Source organism: Paludisphaera rhizosphaerae (genome assembly GCF_011065895.1).
Taxonomy (GTDB): domain Bacteria; phylum Planctomycetota; class Planctomycetia; order Isosphaerales; family Isosphaeraceae; genus Paludisphaera; species Paludisphaera rhizosphaerae.
Window position 1 is genome coordinate 337949 of the sequence record NZ_JAALCR010000004.1, and the last position, 16491, is coordinate 354439.

The 16491-nt window shown below is 64.0% G+C and carries 11 protein-coding genes; 3 read left to right on the top strand and 8 right to left on the bottom strand.

From position 1 onward, the window contains the following. Nucleotides 1-119: 119 nt before the first annotated feature. The 7 genes from G5C50_RS07425 to G5C50_RS07455 form a co-directional block, all read right to left on the bottom strand. Nucleotides 120-1172 carry a hypothetical protein gene (locus tag G5C50_RS07425; RefSeq protein ID WP_165067161.1) on the bottom strand — a complete coding sequence of 351 codons (1053 nt, stop codon included), beginning with the start codon at nucleotides 1170-1172 and terminating at the stop codon, nucleotides 120-122. A gap of 318 nt (nucleotides 1173-1490) precedes the next feature. Further along, nucleotides 1491-2561: a DUF1559 domain-containing protein gene (locus G5C50_RS07430; protein WP_165067164.1), complete on the bottom strand. Its 1071-nt coding sequence runs from the start codon at nucleotides 2559-2561 to the stop codon at nucleotides 1491-1493. Between the two features lie 73 nt (nucleotides 2562-2634). Continuing rightward, complete coding sequence (locus G5C50_RS07435) at nucleotides 2635-2835, bottom strand: hypothetical protein (protein ID WP_165067167.1); 201 nt, start codon at nucleotides 2833-2835, stop codon at nucleotides 2635-2637. Between the two features lie 1013 nt (nucleotides 2836-3848). Further along, nucleotides 3849-4925 (bottom strand): DUF1559 family PulG-like putative transporter, encoded by a 1077-nt coding sequence (locus G5C50_RS07440; protein WP_165067169.1) that lies wholly within the window; start codon nucleotides 4923-4925, stop codon nucleotides 3849-3851. 63 nt (nucleotides 4926-4988) lie between these two features. Then, nucleotides 4989-5231 carry a hypothetical protein gene (locus G5C50_RS07445; RefSeq protein ID WP_165067172.1) on the bottom strand — a complete coding sequence of 81 codons (243 nt, stop codon included), beginning with the start codon at nucleotides 5229-5231 and terminating at the stop codon, nucleotides 4989-4991. A gap of 516 nt (nucleotides 5232-5747) precedes the next feature. Further along, nucleotides 5748-6149 carry an STAS domain-containing protein gene (locus G5C50_RS07450; RefSeq protein WP_165067175.1) on the bottom strand — a complete coding sequence of 134 codons (402 nt, stop codon included), beginning with the start codon at nucleotides 6147-6149 and terminating at the stop codon, nucleotides 5748-5750. A 41-nt stretch (nucleotides 6150-6190) separates the two neighbouring features. Further along, nucleotides 6191-7369, bottom strand: a complete 1179-nt coding sequence (locus G5C50_RS07455; RefSeq protein ID WP_165067178.1) for a glucose-6-phosphate dehydrogenase assembly protein OpcA — start codon at nucleotides 7367-7369, stop codon at nucleotides 6191-6193. A 258-nt stretch (nucleotides 7370-7627) separates the two neighbouring features. Here G5C50_RS07455 and G5C50_RS07460 point away from each other — a divergent pair, with 258 nt between their 5' ends. Both G5C50_RS07460 and G5C50_RS07465 read left to right on the top strand, forming a co-directional pair. Then, complete coding sequence (locus G5C50_RS07460; protein WP_165067181.1) at nucleotides 7628-9427, top strand: ArnT family glycosyltransferase; 1800 nt, start codon at nucleotides 7628-7630, stop codon at nucleotides 9425-9427. Then, the gene (locus tag G5C50_RS07465) at nucleotides 9427-10791 is read left to right on the top strand and encodes a nicotinate phosphoribosyltransferase (protein ID WP_165067184.1); all 1365 of its coding nucleotides are present in this window, start codon (nucleotides 9427-9429) and stop codon (nucleotides 10789-10791) included. The genes G5C50_RS07460 and G5C50_RS07465 overlap by 1 nt, the downstream gene beginning before the upstream one ends. 162 nt (nucleotides 10792-10953) lie before the next feature. Here G5C50_RS07465 and G5C50_RS07470 read toward each other — a convergent pair whose 3' ends face one another. Next, nucleotides 10954-13767, bottom strand: a complete 2814-nt coding sequence (locus tag G5C50_RS07470) for an Ig-like domain-containing protein (protein WP_165067187.1) — start codon at nucleotides 13765-13767, stop codon at nucleotides 10954-10956. A 1605-nt stretch (nucleotides 13768-15372) separates the two neighbouring features. On the opposite strand from G5C50_RS07470, the gene G5C50_RS07475 reads away from it, so the two are divergent. Then, on the top strand, nucleotides 15373-16413 hold the full coding sequence (locus G5C50_RS07475; protein ID WP_165067190.1) for a hypothetical protein: 1041 nt from the start codon (nucleotides 15373-15375) through the stop codon (nucleotides 16411-16413). The last annotated feature ends 78 nt before the right edge of the window (nucleotides 16414-16491 follow it).

Here is a 16491-nt window from a genome sequence, read left to right on the forward strand (position 1 = left end):
GGTCGGGTCGCCTGAGACCCGGCCGCCGTTCGCGTTTCGAAGGATTCGTCCGGCCCGGCGGCCGGAGCCAAGTCGGGGGCTACGTGCCAACCGTACTCGAAGCGAGGGTGACATTGACGTCAGGATTGGATTTGGAAATCCCAGTGGAAGCATGTGGCCTGCGAGTCAGTAAGCGTCCCATCGGCCGGGGTGACGACCTTTATCGGGCCTGTCCTAAGTCCGCCACTATACTGAAGCGAGGTGTATTCCTTGGCAGAGTAGGAGTAACTGACGTCCACTGTGCTCGCGACACTCAAGTCCCCGAACGATGGATCGCTATAGAGAACGGTACCGGTGTCATGGTCTGTAACCACCAACCCGGTGTGAGTATAGCTGTCATAATGAACGTCTATATACGATGACTCGATGTCGAGGGTCACATACCGGTCGAAACCTGAGTGCAACGGCGAGAGCGTTGCACTCAGGGAAACAGTCACCGAGGCCCCCGGATTAGCGGCTTGATACCAAACTGGTGCTGTCGAATAAGCGTTGGCAAGCGCAAACGGCCCGTCCGTTGGGACGCCGAATGTCCCCGTGTTCAAAAAATAGGTTCCAGGGTTGAGCACTGTGAATGAATCTGCGGTGTGCAACCTGGAATCCACTTCGATTCCGGAATAGCCGTTACCCGTCAGTGTCGTTTTGGAGCACGCGGCTTCCGAGACGAGGAGATCTGGGACGTAATATTCGTTGTAATCATCATCAAAACGCATCTCATAAGTTCTAACGAAGTTGGCGAAAGAAGAATGCGAAATCGTTGTTCCATCTCCAGGTAGACTAAGAGTCACCGGATCCATGTACAAAATACCAGAACTTGCCAGGTTGTCGGGGCCTGTCCAGGCATCGGCGCTCGACGTCATGTAGCCTGATAAGGCACCAGAGCCCGGAGCGTTCGTGAGAGAAAAGATCGTAGCAGCCATCTCTCTCCGCTCAAGCGCGAGGGACGAATGGAAGTTTACGAACCCAGGGACATACTGCTTGTTGGGCTTGCGATTGCGACGGGAGAGGGGGAATCGCATTGCAAATCTCCTGATGAGAATCGAGTTGTTGTCAAATTCGCCCAGCGATAAAAGCGATGCGATCACTTTTATCCACCAAAGCACCACCTTAATATGGCCCCCCGAAGCGCCTGTCAAGCATAAACCTCGATTTTAAACTTTTAAACCATTGTTGGTTCGCGACGGATCGGCCCTTCGGTCGCCTGCCTCGCATCGCCACTCGGACGGCGGACTAGGCGGCATCGATCCATGAAAGGGACGGGACGGACGACTCTGAGGCCTAGGCGAACTGGAAATTTTTCGAGCCCGACATCCGTCGGTCCGAGGTCAATGACCCGGGGGACGCTAACGGAGAGTATGTGAAAATGAAAACGGCGGCCGGGTCGCCTGAGACCCGGCCGCCGTTCGTGTTTCGAAGGTCCGTCGAGCCCGCGGAACGGGCTCGACGGCCTCAGATCAGTAGGCGTCGCTGGAGACGGTTTCGCCGCCGGCCTTGGTGCCGAGCGCCCAGTAAACGGTCTGCGCGATGGAGTCCTTGAGAAACCTCACGCTGCCGTCGCAGAAGGCGACGTTGACCCCGCCGGAGTGGTTGCTGTTGGCGTTGATGAAGCTGGCGTAGTCCGGCCCGTTATTGCCGTCGGTTCGGCAGCTCGACCACTGCTGATTGGGGGTGAGGACCGTGTTGAAATACGTGTACCCGGGCGAGCCGACGGCCCAGAAGGCCCCCCGGCCGTCGGAGATTGCGGTTCCGGTGGCAAAGGCGGTGTTGCAGGCGGTCAGAGTGGTCTGGGCGTTCGTGTTGAGAACCTGGCCACCGTTGATGATGACGCGGGGGTCGTAATCTTGGGTGAGGGGCGTGGCGCCGACTGCCGTCCGCTTGCCCTTAGGCGTCGTGGCACCGGTAAGGCCTTCGCTCCACATGATGGTGTTCGAGGTCCCGTCGGTCACGGAGCCGATGCCATAGGCCACGAGGTGGGCGAAGACGCCGGTGCTGTTGATGTTGCCCGTCCTGCCCCAGATGTCCGTCGTCACGCCGTACGACCCGTAGTAGTTGTTAATGCGCTTGGCACCGGTGTTCGAAGCCGTCTGGCCGTCGGACGGGCAGAGGAAGGAGCTGACGATCGTGTTGTTGACCGTCGTGTTCGTGTACCAGGCCTGGCCGAAGCCGGTAGCCGTTCCCGGGTTCATCATGAAGTTGGCGGCGCTGTAGAGAGCCGTCTGCTCCATGAATGGGAGCATCATCGCCTGGCCGCTCCAGTTCGCCCAACTGCTGACGACGGTCAGCGAGCCGGCGGAGTTGCCGTAAACGTTAGTGGCGTTGCTCAACGGATAGCTCTGGTTCGACGACTCGTAGTTCGCCGCCGCCAGGCCCATCTGCTTCAGGTTGTTGATGCACTGGGATCGCCGGGCGGCTTCACGCGCCGCCTGGACGGCCGGCAGTAGGAGAGCGATGAGGACGGCGATGATCGCGATCACCACCAGCAATTCGATCAGGGTGAAACCGTGACGAGGCTTAATGATTTTCATGACCCGATGGTTCTCCGCGGAATGAGATAGGGCCGCAGCCCCATGAGTTATGGATCCTGGAACCCGAGCAAGATTAGCGTGCAGACTTGAGGCGCCGATTGGCCTCGCCACCGGCCTTGTCATTGGCCGCGGCCGAGTCCTGGACCGCCTTGTCGTCCGCCTTCCGACCCTCGTCGGTCTCGGGCGTATTGACGTCCGAGGAGCAACCCGAGAATCCAAGGGTCGCCGCAACGCCGAACAGCGCCGCCGACTGAAGAAACCGCCTTCGCTGCATTCCATGCCTCCCAAATCGAGTGATCGCTACCCCGCCCCGTCGGATGACGGGGTTCACAACGGAGAAACAATTGTTGAGCACGACGACCTCGCGCCCAAAGTGTATGATTTAATGCTTGCTTACACAAGGGAGTGCATGCCAGCTAGATTGCACGGGGACGTTCGCCGAACCCAAGCACGGGCGGCATTGCCCCGCCTGGTGCCCGTTGATCTTGGCATCGAGGACCCTTTTAGGATGGTCACGCGCCGGTATTCAGGAGGAAAAGGCAGGGGGCCATCGCATTCGACCTCGCGTAAGGTTCGTTAGCGAGGGCAAGTCCGCGATCGCATCACCCCGACCTCACCAAGCCCCCGGTTCAACCGGGACGGGAGGCGAAGAGCGAAATCATGGTTGTCAGTCGACGCCAGGCTTTGCACGACAGTAAAAGAAGAAGCCAGACATCCAGAAGCTAGCGTGTTGTATACAAGAAAGCAACAACAATCGGGCAGGCGATGTTCGTCGCTTGTGTGCATAGGCGACATTGCCGGTTAAGAGGGCAGGATTTCCTGCTGGAGTATCCGCAGAAAGCAGGGCTACTTTCCCCATCAACCAACGATCGAACTGGCCCTCAACCTCTAACGAATCGCTATTAACCTCATCAGACCGAATCGATCTTCAAACAGTCCATCAAAGGCGGATCGTGAGTAGGCCGACATAGTGCTTTCGCTCACCAGAGGAAAAGATTCGGCTTGAGCCAGGGTCGTTGACCGCCTCAGCGCGAGAAGGGGACGACGAACGAAGCCATTCGGGGTCGTCGACGCCTCCCGGCGTATCGATCCGATGTGCGCGAGGCGGTGCGTAGGGTGCATGCTCACCAGGCGGCTCTAGCGCATCGACCGCAAGCGAACGTGCACAAGCGTCAGAACTCATCAAGAGACCGAGCGCACGAAAACGGCGGCCGGGAGGCAAGCGTCCCGGCCGCCGTTCGCGTATCGGAGCCTGGTCGAGCCGGAAGCCCCCTCGACCGCGCTGAATCAGTAGCTGTCCGCCGAGATGACTTCTTCACCGGCTCGGGTTCCGAGGGCCCACCAGACGGTCTGGTTGGTGGAGTCCTTGATGAACTTCACGCTGCCGTCGCCGAGGCAGACGTTGGCGCCTCCGGAGTGCATGCTGGAGGAGTTCACGATCTGGGAACCGTCGGTGCCGCAGGCGGCGCAGTCGTTCCGGCACGATCCCCAGGTCTTCACCCGGGCGTTCGGCGGAAGGATCGGGGAGAAGAGGGACCAAGACGGAGTCCCCATCGCCCAACGGACCCCGATTGACGTCTTGAAGTCGTTGTTGGGAGTCCCCGCCTGCCACTTCGCGTCGCATGCGTCGATGAACGTCTTGATGGCCGCCGGATTGGACTGCACGTTGGCCATGCCAGAACCGGCCGAGGCCCCGACGTTCACCACCCCGTTCCGCGGGAACACGGTGTTGTCGTTCGACCCGGAGGACGTGCACGCCTCGGAGAAGGCGATCGTGTTCGAGGAGCCGTCGATGCAGTCCCGGATGCCGTACGATTTGTGGAAGGTGAAGAGCCCGGGACCGCCGGGGCCGGTGCCGGCGTCGTTTCCCTGGCTGGCCCCCTGAGAGTTGGGGCCGATGCTCGCCATGTAATTGTTGATGTTCACCCGGCCGCCCGACGGATCGGACGGGCAGAGGAAGGCCGCCAGGCGGGTGTCGAAGACGGTCCGATTGCCGTAGTAGCCCAACGGCGTCCGGCCGTCGTGCCAGACGGCCAGTTGGAAGTTGGCGGCGTTGTACAGGGCCTGTTGCTCCAGGCCGCCGAGCAGCAGCGCCTGGACGCTCCAGTTGTTCCAGCCATAGATCACGCCGGCCGGAGTGCTCAACGTCCGCGACGCCCCCATCGGGAAGGAGTCGTGGGTGGAATGGTAGTTGTGAAGCGACAGGCCGATCTGCTTCAGATTGTTGATGCACTGCGACCGCCGGGCGGCCTCGCGCGCCGCCTGGACGGCGGGGAGGAGCAGGGCGATCAGCACGGCGATGATGGCGATGACGACGAGCAGCTCGATGAGCGTGAAGCCGCGCGGCTTCGGATTCGAGTTCATGGTGCGTTCCTTGTCGGTTGAAGGCTCGACGATCCGGGTGGCAGGCGAGAACAGGCGGCCGGCTCAGGAGCCGGGCGCGCCGGGAGACGTGGGCTCCGGACTCGACCGCTTCCCCTTGGACTTGGCGGCGGCGTCGTAGGCCGCGTCGGATCGTCGCGCGTCTTCGAGGAAGCTGCTGGGCATTTCGACGGTCGTCCCCGTCGGCGCGGAGTCGCCGCATCCCGCCGTGAGCGCAACGACGCTCAGAGCCGCGACGGCGAGGAAGGGCCTCGCCCGCCGGGCTGAAACGAATTTAATTATGAACATTCTCTCACTCTAATGGCGTGGGTTTGACGCATCGCAATCCGCGCGCCGACGACATCGGCCCCTTGGGGGCCATGGCAGGCGCACAGATCCGAATCAAGCGATCAAACCGGGCGAGGCGACGGCACGACCTGTCGCCTCCGATACGGCCGGCGTCCCGACGTCGACCTCGTCGAAGCCGGGACGGCAACGAATCGATTCATGACGATCCGTCGCGAGGATCAGCCTAGAACCGGCCTGCGCCCGAGTCAAGCATCTGGCGCTTCGAGGTGCGAGCCCGAGCGACGGCGAGGCCGTCCGAGGCGTGGTGCGCCGATCGCCCCAAGAGGCTCGCCGCCGAGAGAGAGAATTGTTTTCTAATCCGTTATTCGATCAGCTTTTGCGACAACGAGAGACAGCCTGACCGCCAGGATTTGCGCCGTTTGCCATGCTCTGGGACCAGGCTGGAACCGGACCAACGCCTCGGCAAGTGTTAATCGGAATTAACCATGAACCCCACCCAAGCGACCGCGTCGTCGGTCAGCGGAGGAACGTCGGGTCGGTTCCAGCGGGCTGGGCGAAGGCGGCAAGGGCCTCGGCTTCGGTCTCGTAGAGTTCGGCGAGGCGGTCGAGGCCGATGATGTCGGCGCCGACTCGGACGTCCGGGGTCATCCCGCAGAACTTGACGGAGTGTCCGAGTTCAGCCGCCCGTTTGATGACTCCCACGAGGACGGCGAAGGCGGTACTGCCGATGTAGGCGGTTCGACTGAAGTCGATGAGCGTCTTGGCGGCCCATTCCTGGCCGATCACCAGTCCCAGCTCGTACGAGAGCGCCTGCGCCTGGGCGGGGAACCGCAGCTCGTGCGCGGTCACCTGGGCGACCGCCACGTCTCCAACCATATTCAGGGAGATCAGCTCGAACTCGGGGGTGCTGGCGGTCATCGCGGAGTGTCCTCGGGTCCGGAAAGGGTGGAGACGGGGATTCAGGGGCGGGCCGCGGAGGCGTGCTCAAGCATCCAGAGGAGAAACGGGACGGCCTTCTCGAAGGCCGGATCGAACCGCGAAAGCTCCAGGGCCGCGGCCACACGCTGGGCGGGATCAAGGATGTCGGCTCGGACGGTGTTCGGCAGCCGACAATATCCCGGGGCGTCGACGTGAATGCGCACGTCCGGAGACTCCGGCGCCGGACGTTCCAGGCGGAACGTCTCCGGCCCCTCGTCACATCGCGAGGAGAGCGAAACGGCGGACAGCCGGGACGTGGAGGGGAGTCCGTTCGGGAGGGGGCCTGTGTGAATCTCCAGACCGATCGGTCCCTCCGGCCCCTGGAACGACGTGTGGAACGTCGAGCCGCCGTCCGCGGTCTTAAGTTCCGGCGTCCCCCATCGCTCCCAGCCCAGTTGCCCGGCGAGCCAGGCGGCGAGCCAGAGAGCCAGCCTTGGCGGTGAGGAGGGGTCGGGGGAGAGCGCCTCGATCTTGACGCCGTCGATCCGTTCCAGACTCTTCCGGTGGGTCGTGCAGTCGAAGAGTTGAGCGACGAGTTCCCGCCAGTGGGTCAGGCCGTACCAGACGGCGTCGCGTCGGCAGCGGCCGATGTTGGCGTCGAGCCCCAGCCGAAGGGCCGCCAGCGAGGCGCCGGGGTCGGGGAGGTCGAGCATGATCCGGCTGCTCTCCGCGGCGAGGGCGCGGTAGAGGGGCTCGTGGGTGGTGGGGTCGGTCGTCCACCAGAGGATCATCGGCAGGTCGGCTTCCAGCAGCGACAGCACCGCGCCGGGAAGGAGGTCCAATGAGTCCGGCCCGGCCTTCAGAACGATCCGTTCCGAGCAGACCTGAGGCGTCCCCGGCTCGGGGAGGTTGCAGACGGCGGAGACCTCCGCCGAGACCTTGCGGTCGGTCGAATCCGATTCGCGGATCACAATCGCACGGCAGGGGAATCGGCCGACGACGGTCTCGACGACCGGGCGCAGCGACTCGGCGTCGGGCGTGAGCCGTTCGACGACGAGGTTCGCCAGAACGACCCGGGTGACGGTCGGGTTCTCCAGTTCGGGCCCCCCCACGCGCTCGGCCGCCGGCCCCCAAAGCTGTTCCAGCGTGGAGTCGATCCTGGCCAGAGCAACGGGGATTCCTTGACCTTCCAGGAACGCGTCGGAACTTGCGTCGGGCATGACCGCCTCCGGGATGGGTTCCTCGGGCCGACCCTTCCGGCCCCTGGGGCGTTGCCGTCCGCAGTCGCCCGCCTCAATTCCATAGTACAACAATCACCGACCACGCGGGGGCTGAACGCCTCTTTTTGTCTCTCGCGCGGTTGGTCGCGCTCGTGAACATCTAGACCACAGACGAGTACCTCTCCAGGAGGTGGGATTCGAGGCCAGCGGACCGAGGAAATCACCGCTGGGGCGTGCGATTCGATAGAATCGTCGGCCATGAGCCCAGCAGCCCCCGCCCGTTCGCATCACCCCCATCGCCGTGAATGGACGCTCGTCGCCGCCATGACGGCTCTCGGACTGCTCATTCGAATCTGGGGGCTAGGGAAGCTCGGCCTGGTCCACTTCGACGAGGGGATCTACGCAATCGCCGGCCTCTGGCCCTTGCGGCCGGGAGGGCTCGACCCGATCGCGGTCCCCTACGCTCCTCCAGGATTCCCCTTCCTGATCGGGCTCTTTTACCTGGTCTTCGGCCCGAGCGACGCCGCGGCCATCCTCGTTTCCATCATCGCGGGGACGCTGGCGGTTCCGGTTTCGGCCTGGCTGGCGCGGCGGACCTTCGGGCCGGGGGCCGGCGCGACGGCCTCGGCCCTGGCTGCGCTCTCAGGCTTTCATGTCGCCTTCTCAAGGATGGCGCTGACCGACGCGACGTTCACCCTGGCCTGGCTGTTGGGACTCATTGCCGCCCAGCGCTTTCTCGAAAAGCCCAACCCCGCGACGGCCGTGCTGCTCGGCCTGGCGACCGGGCTGGCGCAACTGGTGAAGTACAGCGGATGGACAGTGGGGATCGCCGTGATGCTGACCGCAGCGGCGATCACGATCCTCGATCCGTCCCGACGAACGACCGCCGACCAGCGCCGGGTCTGGGGATGGGGCCTGTTGGCGGCCGTGGTCGCAGCGATCGTCTACGCCCCCTGGTATCGGTTCGTCGAGACCCACGGCGGCTACGCCGGGCTCATGGCGCACCATCGCGGCTACATGGGGACGCCCGCAAGCTGGCTGCCGCACTGGGCCTTGCAGATTGAGCAGGCGAGCGTCCTCTCCGGCGGTTTCTCGTGGAACCTGGCGGCGGTCGTCGCGGCCGCGGTGGGGATCTGGATCGTTGGAGCAGGGGAGCCGACGAATGGAGAAAGCGAGGGACCGCGCAGCGGCCGGATGAGGGGGGATCGGCGTCGGATTGAAGACTCCGCGCCGGATGCGCTTCCGAATCCGGTCGCCCCCTCATCCGGCCCTTCGGGCCACCTTCCCCCGCGAGGGGGGAAGGCCGTGATCCCTTTGCTCGTCCTCGGCGCCGCGACGGTCGTTGCACCGACCACCCTCTGGTGGATCGGCCTGGCGCTCGCGGCGTTCGCCTGGCGCGACGCCTCGCCGGGACTTCGATTGCTGGCCGTGGCGTGGGTCGGACTGTCAGTCCTGACACCGTTCTATCATCCTTACGCGCGGTTATGGCTGCCGATCCAGGCGCTGGGGTGGATCGCCGTGGCGGGGATCGTCGGCGAGTTGATCCGGCCTGCCGAGGCGCCTCGATGGCGGACTCCGTTCGTCCTTGCCTGCTGCGTAGCGGCGGTCGTGCAGACGTTCCTGATGGGGCCCCTGTTCGGGAAGGTCGGCGACAGGGCAGGGCTGCTCGCCCCGAGCGATTCGCTCCGGACATCGACCTCCCGCGCGTTGGCCGATCTCCCCGAGGCCGCGCCGGGCCTCCGGGTGCTGGCGCGGCCTCCAGTCTCCTTCTATATAGGAGGCCGTGCGGCGGCGCGGGTTGAGCCGGACGTCGAGGGTCTGCTGCGCGTTCCCGGCGGCGCGTGGGCCCTTGTGGACGCAGCGCAGCTCCGTCAATCTGGTGACGTGGACGGCCTCGTCGCGAGGCTGTCGCAAGGTTGGGAGCGGGTCGGCGAATATCCTACATCGCTGAACCTGCCGACGCAGCTGGACGTCGACCCCGGCGCAGCGGCTCGTCCGCGGCCGAGAGAGGCCGACGCGCCGCTCTGGTTGTTCCGTCCCCGTCCGGGAGTCCGCTGATGGGCATCTCGCTTCCGCTCTTCCCGTCGCTTTGGCCCGACCCGGACGCCCTGGGTACGATCACCGACCTGTACGAACTGACGATGCTGGCCGGCTACCTGGCCGAGGGGATGGGGGGGCAGTCCGCGACGTTCGAGGTTTTCGTCCGCCGGTTCCCGCCCAACCGGTCGTTTCTGGTTTTCGCCGGGCTGGAACAGGCGATCGGCGACCTGTCGCGGCTGGCTTTCTCGAACGAGCAAGTGGAAGCACTCCGCCGCTGGCCGGCGTTCCAGAGCCAGCCGGCCACGTTCTTCGAGACCCTCCGCCGCTTCCGGTTTGAGGGAGACGTCTTCGCCGTCCCCGAGGGGACCATCGTCTTCCCGGGCGAGACGCTCGTCCGCGTGACGGCCCCCCTCCCGCAGGCGCAGTGGGTGGAGACGTTCCTGCTGGCCTCGCTGGGATACCAGACGCTCGTAGCCTCGAAGGCCGCGCGGGTGGTCCTGGCCGCGCGAGGGAAGTCGTTGTTCGAGTTCGGCGCCCGCCGCGCCCACGGCCCCCAGGCCGGGCTGCTGGCGGCGCGGGCGGCCTACCTGGCGGGTTTCGATTCCACCAGCCACGTCGAGGCCGCACGGTTGCTGAACATCCCGTGCGTCGGCACGATGGCCCACTCGTGGGTCCAGTCGTTCCCGACCGAGGCCGAGGCGTTCGAGGCGTACGCCCGGGTCTTCCCCAACACGACGACGCTGTTGGTCGACACTTACGACACGCTCGAAGGCGTCCGGAAGGCCGCATCGATCGCGCCGCCGAACTCGGCCGTCCGGATCGACAGCGGCGACGTGGGCGAGCTCGCCGCGCGTTCGCGGGCGATCCTCGACGAGGCCGGCCGGTCCGACGTGAAGATCATGGCCTCGGGCGACCTGGACGAAGAGGCGCTGGAGAGGCTTTCCGCTGCCGGCGCGCCGATCGACGGCTACGGGATCGGCACTGAGCTGGTCACCTCACGCGACGCGCCGGCGATCTCAATGGTCTACAAGTTGGTGGAGCTGGACGGGCGGGGGAGGTACAAGCTCGCCCCTGGCAAGAAGACGTACCCGATGGCCAAGCAGGTCTACCGCCGCCGCGACGCCGACGGCCGCTTCGCCGGCGATCTCGTCACTCGCGCCGACGAACCCGCGCCCGAGGGCTTCGAACCGCTATTAACGCCGGTCATGCGCGGCGGCGAACCCATCCCCCACCATCTCTCCCTGGCTGAAGCCCGTATCCGATGCCGGGCCCAGCTCGCGGCCCTCCCCGACGACCTGAGATCCCTTCACACCCAGGCCGGCTACCCCGTCGATTACAGCGATCGCCTCGAAGCCGAGGCCGCGCGGTTGATGAGGTTGTAACGCTACACCCGCGCAGGGCCGGAGTGCCTGGACGCTCGCGCGTCACGACGAGCGATCACAAGTGCACCGCCGCGTCGGGCGTTGATGCGATCCGGGCGGAGGCCGTGGCCTCCGCCCGCTCGCCAGGTTCATGGGCTGTCACGAGCACGATCGCCCAACCTCTCAGAGGAAGATGGGCTGGTTGTTGTTGACGGCGTCGAAGATGTTCTTCAGCGCCTCCTGGTAGATCCGGTCCGGGCCCGAGGCGATGGTCTTGGGATGCGCGATCAGCTCCAGGATGGCCGCGTTGAGGAACTGCTGGACGGTGTAGCTGGTACCGGTGAAGCCATGGCCCGCAAGCTGGGTCAGGTGGCTGGCCGTGAGCGTGGAGACGGCTGGGAGGTAGATCAGCGAGCCGGCGGCCACATAGCCCGCCAGGACGTTGAACTCCGTCGCAAGCATCTGGGCCGACAACATGTACGCCATGTTGGTGGCCGTCGCGTTCTGCAGGTAGTTGTTGATGAAGCTGTAGGAATTAAGATCCGAGAGCTTCACGTAGTTGCCGTTGGCATCGACCAGGACCGATTTGGTCATGTCGCACGGGTTGACCAGCGCGCCTTTGGCGCCGAACAACGGGTCGTAGAAGCTCGCGAGCAACGTCGTGCCTCCGGTCTTTCCAGTCAAGACCTTCTGGCCGTTCTTGTTGCCCCAGAAACCGATCGTCTTCCCGTCCTGGGCCCCGAGGACCGTGGCCGTCTCGTTGACGCCGTCGTCCTGGGCGCCGTTGTTGTTGACGTCGCCGCTGTACACGGCTACCCACGTGTAGTTGCCGGTCTGCAGCGCCAGCTTGCCGCTGGGGTTGTTCCCCATGGTCTTCGTATCGTAAACGCCATTCCCGTTCACGGTGATCGTGTTGGTGTACACGATGCTGCTGTCGGGCGCCTTGAGCGTAAAGACGATCGTGCCGGTCGGAATGTAACCACCGGAGAGAGTGGCCTTATCATTGAGGACCACGATCCCCACCACGCCGCTGACCGGGTAAGCCTGCGTCGTGATCGTCGGGTCGGCCTTGTCGACCGTGAAGTGCTCGTCAACACTCACGGCCCCGAAATAGTTGTCGTCGCCGGCGACCGAGGCGTTGTACGTGTAGTTGCCCGCGCCAAGCGCCCCGCTGGCCGTCGACGTCGCGTTGAATCCGCCCTCGGTCGAACCGCTGCCGATCGAGTTGCCCTGGAGCGTGAAGCTGATCGTGGGAATCGCGAACCCCGCCACCGCGCCGGTCACCGTCGCGTTGTCGTGGGTGTTGGTTCCCACCGCCACGTGCGCGCCCTCGGCGATTACGTTGTGGGCTGCGTCGTGCACCGTCGTCGAAATGGACAGCCTCGCCTTGTCGACGAAGAAGTGCTCGTCGACGCTGGTCGCGCCAATGTAGTTGTCGTCGCCGGCGATCGAGGCGTTGTAGGTGTAGCTGCCCGCCCCGAGCGGACTGCTACCGACCGACGTCGCGTCGAACCCGTCGTCGGTCGGGCCGCTGCCGATCGAGTTGCCCTGGAGCGTGAAGCTGATCGTGGGAATCGCGAACCCCGCCACCGCGCCGGTCACCGTCGCGTTGTCGTGAGTCGACGTCCCCAACGACACATGGCCGTTCTCGGCAATCACGTTGTGGGCTGCGTCGTGCAGCGTCGTCGAAATGGACAGCCTCGCCTTGTCGACGATGAACGGCTCGACGTCGCTCGTCGTCGACTGATAGTTGACATCGCCGCTATAAACGGTGATGAAGCTGTAGGAACCAGCCGCGAGCGGGCCCTGGATCGCCGACTTGGGGATCGTACCGTCGGGATTGAGGTTCACCACCTGGTCGGTGTGCGGCCCGGTGCCGTCGATCGTCGTATAGTACTGGTAGGTCAAAGTGCCGGTGGCGGGCAATCCGGCTAACTGGCCCGACAAGACCGAAGTGTCGTAGATCGAGGTTCCCAGCGACACATGGCTGTTGATCGGGACGACCGCGTCGTTTGAGGCGTTGTGCAGGGTCGTGGCGAGTGACGTTTGAATCGTGGTGACCGTGAACGGCTCGACTGCACTGTCCGACGGAAGATAGGTGGAGTCGCCGTTGTAGTGGGCCCGATAGGAGTAGGAACCGGGCGTCAGGGCGCCCGAGGCGTCGGACGGATGCGCCACGCCGCTGGGATCGAGCATCACCGTGCCTGCACCGACCGAGGGGCCGGTACCGTCGATGGTCGAGTAGAACGTAAAGGTCACGCTGCCGGTTGGGACCTTCGACCCATTGCCGGTCACCGTGGCGCTGTCGTGCGTGGACGTGCCGGCCGGCACCACGCTATTGACCGGAATGACCGTGTCGGTGGCGTCGTTGTGGATCGTGGTGGTGATCGTGGAAGTGGTTCCACCAAGCGTGGGGGTGGCCCACTCCTCGTAGCCGTCGTTGGACGAACCGACGGTATCGCCGTCGTTCAGATTCTGGGCCCCGAAATGGGAATAGAGGTAGACGTACTGGTTGGCCCCGGTGAAGAGTTCGTTGGGAACGTCCAGGTACATGTCGGCTCCGCCGCTGCCCGGAGCCAGCGAGTAGTTGAGCTTAACCCAGTTCTCCTCGCCGGAATCGTAAATCAACGTCCCGAGGTTTGGATAGCTGGTCAGGTTCCCGGCCGCTCCGAGGAAGATCTGGACCTGGTCCAACGAGAGGAGCGGTTCGTTCTTCTCCTGATTGATGTCCAGCACGAATTCCCGATACACCTTGCCGTCGATGCTCACAAGCGGAACCGCGCTGAGCGTTAGGGAGTGGGTGAACGCACCCGATTTCGTATCGAATTGCGGCGTTCCGTCGGTATTGAAGCCTTGCTCCTGCGGGCTGTTCTGGACCCTCACGAAGGAGTCCAGCTCTCCGCTGCCCGCCGGCTGGGTCTCGCCCTGCCGATAAATAGCCCCGTTAATGACGCCGCTGGAGCCGAGCGTGGTGAGATCGAGAGGCGTATTGCTCATCACCAGGCGATCCTCGCACACGTCGAAATTCAGATAGCGACGGGAGTCGGGACGCTGCGAGCGACGTCGCTTCCGAACGTTCCGACTTCGCGTCGAACCAATCGTTGCGTATTGAGAATTCATGGGAGGGCACCTCTCAGCTAATCCTGGAATGAGGCGGAACGAGACGCTTCACTTCGCCGCAGCGTATTGCGGCCGCGAAGCGCGAAAGGGGATCGCTCGCCGTGCAGCTAGCGTGCTTCGCTAGACGCTCCGGGCGGGTCGATGACCAACTTGCGCCGAGGGATTTACTATTGCGCTTCGACGTCGAGCACAAAATTACGGGGCCGATCGGCCTTCCGTAGTAAGGTCGAGCATCGATAGCGCGACCTGATCATCTCGATTCTCAAAAATGGTGGTGTTGCCTGATTGGCTCCTCAGCCCGGCAGCGCCGGACCTGCCTGCGTGGCGCATGGAACGGGCAAGATTGAACGATTTGCGCCAAACAGGCTGTTCTCGACCTGGCAATCGTGGCTCTGTTCTAAGACTCTGAGGAGGTGGCGCGTCGGCTGGTGTAACCTCCGTGGTTACGGATCACTCGGCACGAACACTCAATCCATCAGACGGCGTGAGGGTCCAGCACGACGGCGCGCAGCCCCCCGGGAAAGACGTAACGCGATCGCTACTTCGGCATCCTCGGACGCACGACCGAATGAGTCGGCGGGCGACGCGTCCTCGCCACACACCGAAAAGACGCCTATTTCCGAGCACCTACGAAATGTTTTGCTACACCAATTGCACAGGACTATGGCTCATTCAATCCCCGTCGCGTTGCAGCAGATCTGAGTCGCACGCAATCGAAACAAGGGTTTAGCTGTGAAGTTAGTCACCGCATATCTTCAATTCAAGAGATGGTTGGCTTCACCCATGCTCGGACATAGACATGACTACCTATGGACTCGGCTTTAACATTCCAGCCGGACGTTTTTCGGATCCACTCGACATATGCACGATCGTTATTTGCGATATCGATATTGCGGCCTCCGCAAGCCTCCAGAACAATCGGGGAGCATCGAACGGGCGACGCGTCGACTGCCGATTCGACAGCCTCAGCAAGCCAAACAAGCAACAAACAATTTGCGAGAATTCGCAGAACTTTTCCTGAAAAGCTCGCAGTCGTCATCTCTGCGCCCCTCCGGTCCTCACGCGCGTCAGGGGCTCGGACGGAAAGGAAACGGCGATGAAGCCCCTCCCGATTTCGTCGCGGCCCCGATGAACAGGGCACGGCGTGCAGACTGTTGGCTCATGATTCTCGCGACGGTTCCAACCGCCGGCTCGGGGGAGGATCTTTCTGATCCAGCCGCGCTGCGTCAAACTTTCCAAAGGCGCGCCTCGGTCGGAACCCACAAGAAAACCTTCTCCACGAGGATCGTTGATCGCGAGTCTCCTCACTCCTTCATACGGACGCTCGACTCCGTCGGCCGTCCCGGCTTCCAACCGTCGAGGTCCTCGCCTCGCATCCCCTGATGCTGGGCGTCCCGGAAATCACCATCGACGTGAGGACTCCGATTTCGGGTCCCGTCCCCTGCTGATTCGGTCTCCCCATTAACCTCAGGAATCCCCAACGTGATGAAGGAATTCGGCATCGGAACGACGGCGGTTCTGGCCGGTCTGACGTGGTTCGCGGCGAGCGCGGCGGCTGAGGAGGGCGCGGTGAAGCCGCGGCCGTCCAACAAGCTCATCGTGTCGCCCAATGGCCCGCGCGACGGGGGCGATTTCGGCCCGCACACGCCCGGGACGAAGACGTCGGGGCTCCAGGAGGCGTTCGACGCGGCCAAGGAACGCGGGATGGACCTGGAGATCGCCGGCGGCAACTGGACCGAAGGGAAGACCCCGGCCGTCGTTTACAACCTGCACGAGACGCTCCGCATCCCCTGGATGCAGAACGCTCGCGTCGACGGCGGCCACGCGGTCATCAACTACACACCGAAGACGGGAGACGCCGTCGTCTTCGACAGCCAGATGAGCGGGTGTTATCGGTTCGGTCTCATCGTCTCCCAGTCCGACGGCGCGGTCGTCCGGATCGCCCCGAAGACGGCGGGGCCGGACGGCTTCCGCGTCGTCACAGCCTGCGAGTTCGTCTTCAACGCGCTGGTCGGCGGGGGAGGCGCCTGGCCCGGAGGGGAGCCGCACAACTCCCAGCTCGACCGCTCCCGACGCTGGATCGGCGCCGGGCTCTGGCTCGATGGCTCCCAGGGGTCGATCGACGCCAACAAGATCACCGTGATCGAGACCGTCGGCTGCGGCTCAGGCCTGAGGCTCAGCGGGGCGGTCACGAGGAACACCATCGAGGAGGTGAACATCCACCTCTGCCAGGATCACATCCAGGTCGGCTCCGCCGACGATGCAACCCCGGCCGACAACCGGATCTCGGCGTTCCTCGACTGCCAGGGGATCGAATCCGCGACGGGCGCCTCGGTCTTCGGGTCGCGGAACCTGCTGACCATGAGCACCCGCCCGTTCCCACGCGGAGCCGACCTCACGCTCGGCGAGAAGGCCGTGGGCAACGTCGTCCTCTTCCAGTCGCCCTACCGACTGATCGACCGCTCGCCGGCCGGCTCCAATTTCTTCGTCGGCGTTCCGCCCGCGTCGGGGACGGTTCGATAGGACCTAGTCGCTTGAGCGGCCAGACAACCGAGCCCATTTCCGTCCAGAGTCGCGGGGCTCAACTCAGGAAACAACGGT